Source organism: Pyxidicoccus fallax, assembly GCF_012933655.1.
Classification (GTDB): domain Bacteria; phylum Myxococcota; class Myxococcia; order Myxococcales; family Myxococcaceae; genus Myxococcus; species Myxococcus fallax.
Genome location: NZ_JABBJJ010000617.1, coordinates 1 through 3,356, shown reverse-complemented (window position 1 = coordinate 3,356; position 3,356 = coordinate 1). Strand labels below are relative to the sequence as shown.

The window sequence follows — 3,356 nt, the reverse complement described above, 5'->3', positions numbered from 1 at the left end:
GGCCGCGTCAGATGTTTATAAGAGACAGGTGTCGCCCGACACCGAGGCCTTCACGAAGGCCATGGCCCTGTACCAGGCGCGAAAGTTCGACGCGGCCGCCGCCGCCTTCCAGGCCCTGCCGGATACCTGGCCCGCCTCGCCCCACGTCCTCCGCGCCCGCTACTGGCGGGGACGCGCGCTGGCGCGGAGCAAGAAGTCCGAGGAGGCGAAGGCCGTCTTCAAGTCGCTCGTCGAGGACGCGCCGCTCACCTGGTACGGCCTGCTCGCGGCGGCGACGTCGGGCGAGGACCTCCAGGCCCGCATCGCCTCCACCCCACCGAAGGCGGCGGCGAGGGACGCGGCGCTCGACGCGTGCGAGCAGCAGCGCGTGGAGCGGGCCGAGCACTTCCTCGCCGAGGGCCTTCCCGCCTTCGCGGCCGAGGAACTCCAGGGCCTCGCGGCGCGCGAGCCGGCGAGGCTCGACGGGCCCTTCCTGCTGTACCTCGCGATGCTGCACTCGGAGGCGGGAGACGACCCGTCCGCGTTCCAGGTCGTCTCGGAGCTGCTCCGGCGCAAGCACCCCGGCGCGTTCACCGGGTTCGCCCTCCAGCTGCTCTTCCCTCCCAGGCACCTGGACCTCGTCCAGAAGCACGCGGCCGAGCAGAAGCTGGAGCCCGCTCTCGTGCTGAGCGTCATGAAGCAGGAGTCTTCCTTCCGAACCAGCGCGGAGTCCGGGCAGGGGGCCCGTGGGCTGATGCAGCTGCTGCCGAGCACCGCGGACGGGCTGGAGAAGGGCTCGGGCCGGCTGCTGCTCCAGGTGGAGCCCAACATCCGCGTCGGGACGAAGTACCTGCGCTACCTCGTGGACTACTTCTGCGGCAACCGCGCCCTCGCGCTCGCGAGCTACAACGCGGGCATGGGGCGGGTGGCGGGCTGGAAGAAGCAGGGCCTCGTGGGCAAGGACCTCCTCGAGTTCGTCGAGGCCATCCCCCTGCGGGAGACGCGCGACTACGTGTCCCAAATCCTCCGCAACCACTACTGGTACTCGTCGCACATCCTGGAGACGAAGACCCCACCCCTGGAGCACTTCTGGCCTCCGGGCGGCGAGGCGAAGACGGGGCGCTGCGCCCCCAAGCCGAAGCCCGCGAAGAAGAGCAAGACGCCCCGGAAGTGACGGTGCCCCGGGGGCGGGAAGCGCCCAGTGTGGAACCCGAAACGCCTGCCCGCGTCCGGCTCCTGCTCACCCCTGGCCGCTCCGCCCGGCATGCGCTACCAGGGGGGCCCTATGCCCATCCTCACTCTCGTCCGACACGGACAGTCCCTCTGGAACCATGAGAACCGCTTCACCGGCTTCGTCGACGTGCCCCTCACCGAGCAGGGCCGCAACGAGGCGCGGCTCGCGGCGAAGGCGCTCCAGGGAATGAAGTTCGATGTCGCATATACCTCCGCGCTCACCCGCGCGCAGGAGACGCTCGCCATCATCCTGGAGTCGCTCGGCCAGCGCATCCCCGTCATCCGCGACGCGGCGCTCAACGAGCGGCACTACGGAGACCTGCAGGGCCTCAACAAGGCGGACGCGGCGAAGGAGTTCGGCGAGCAGCAGGTGAAGCTGTGGCGCCGCTCGTACGACGTGCCCCCGCCCAACGGCGAGTCGCTGGCCATGACGGCGAAGCGCGTGCTGCCCTTCTACGACCGCGCCATCGCCGGTGACCTGCGCCAGGGGAAGAACGTGCTCGTGGTGGCGCACGGCAACTCCAACCGCTCGCTGGTGATGAAGCTGGACAAGCTCACCGGCGAACAGGTCGTCGGCCTGGAGCTGGCCACCGGTGCCCCGCTTGTCTACGAGATGTCCGCCGAGTGCGAGGTGCTCTCCAAGCGCACGCCCACGCCCTGAGCCTCGCGGCGTGGAACTCCGCCGCCTCCCAGATGTCCAACCCTGAAACGGGCGGACATGACACCCGGCGGGAGGCGACACATGCGGCGAGGAGGTCTCTGGATGGCAATCGGAGCGACGGTGTTGGCGGCGCTCCTCGGCTTCGCGCGCGCGTGGGGCTGGGGCAAGCAGCAGGAGCCACCGTCCTCCGCCCAGGTCCCCGCCGCTCCCTCCGACGTGGACCCGGAGCGGCTGCGGGCGCACGTGCGCATGCTGTCGGAGACCTTCCACCCCCGGGACTCCTCGCACCCGGAGAACCTGGAGCGCGCCGCGAACTACATCGCCGACGCGCTGAAGAAGGCGGGCGGGCACGTGGAGTCGCAGCCCTACCGCGTGGGCGGGAACGACTACCGCAACATCATCGCCCGCTTCGGCCCGGAGGCCGGTGAGCGGCTCATCGTCGGCGCGCACTACGACGCCGTGCAGGGCACGCCCGGCGCGGACGACAACGCCAGCGGCGTGGCCGGCCTGCTGGAGCTGGCGCGCGTGCTGGGCCAGAAGCCGCCGCCCCTCCGCGTGGACCTGGTGGCCTTCACGCTGGAGGAGCCGCCCCACTTCCGCACGAGCCAGATGGGCAGCGCGGTGCACGCGCGCTCGCTGAAGGAGGCCGGCGTGCGCGTGCGCGCCATGCTCTCGCTGGAGATGCTCGGCACCTACAGCGACGCGCCGGACAGCCAGGAGTATCCCATCGCCGCGCTGCGCCTGCGCTACCCCGACAAGGGCCACTTCATCGGCGTGGTGGGCCTCCCGGGTGACGGAGGACTCACCGACACGGTGGCCGCCGCCATGCGCGCCGGCAGCCCGCTGCCCGTGGAGTCCCTCAACGCGCCCCGGATGGTGACGGGGGTGGACCTCTCGGACCACTCCAGCTTCTGGGACCAGGGCTTCCGGGCCGTCATGGTGACGGACACCGCCTTCATGCGGAACCCGCGCTATCACACCTCCGAGGACACGTGGGATACGCTTGACTATGCGCGTATGGCCCAGGCGGTCCAGGGGGTGTATGCCGCCGTCCGGACGCTGGCCGAGGGCCCACCCCCGAAGCATTGAATGCCGGGGACGGGGTCGCGTCGGTAGTGTCGAGCACACGAAAGGACGCTCCCCATGAAGGCCCTCACCCTCGCAGTCACGCTCCTCACCGCCATGACGTCTCTCGCCGCGAACGAGCCGCAGGGCGCCGAGCTGCGCCGCCCTTCGCCTCCGCCGGGCCGGCCCATGCCGCAGCCCGCGCCGCAGCCGGTGCCGCACTCGAACACCCTGGTGGTGGTGGACCGCGAGGAGCTGAACGCACGCCTGGCGCGCCTGGAGAAGCTGCTGGAGGAGACCGAGCAGCGCATGGACGGCCGCGGCAACGACGGCCGCAACAAGCTGCGCAAGGCGCAGGAGACGCTGGACGCGGTTCAGCAGCTCGTCGCCGAGGCCCGTCCCCTGGGCACCGTCTTCC

The 3,356-nt window shown here is 71.0% G+C and carries 3 protein-coding genes and 1 pseudogene; all 4 read left to right on the top strand.

The window, feature by feature from the left end; genetic code table 11:
• Positions 1 to 1,153: lytic transglycosylase domain-containing protein (locus tag HG543_RS52645; RefSeq protein ID WP_211194788.1), on the top strand; the 1,153-nt coding region annotated here is incomplete at its 5' end.
• Between the two features lie 111 nt (positions 1,154 to 1,264).
• Positions 1,265 to 1,873: a 2,3-bisphosphoglycerate-dependent phosphoglycerate mutase gene (locus HG543_RS52640; protein ID WP_169352519.1), complete on the top strand. Its 609-nt coding sequence runs from the start codon at positions 1,265 to 1,267 to the stop codon at positions 1,871 to 1,873.
• Between the two features lie 102 nt (positions 1,874 to 1,975).
• Positions 1,976 to 2,962 carry a M28 family peptidase gene (locus HG543_RS52635; protein WP_246357931.1) on the top strand — a complete coding sequence of 329 codons (987 nt, stop codon included), beginning with the start codon at positions 1,976 to 1,978 and terminating at the stop codon, positions 2,960 to 2,962.
• Positions 2,963 to 3,016: 54 nt separating this feature from the next.
• Positions 3,017 to 3,356 (top strand): annotated as a pseudogene (locus HG543_RS52630) (DUF4476 domain-containing protein); the annotation flags it as partial.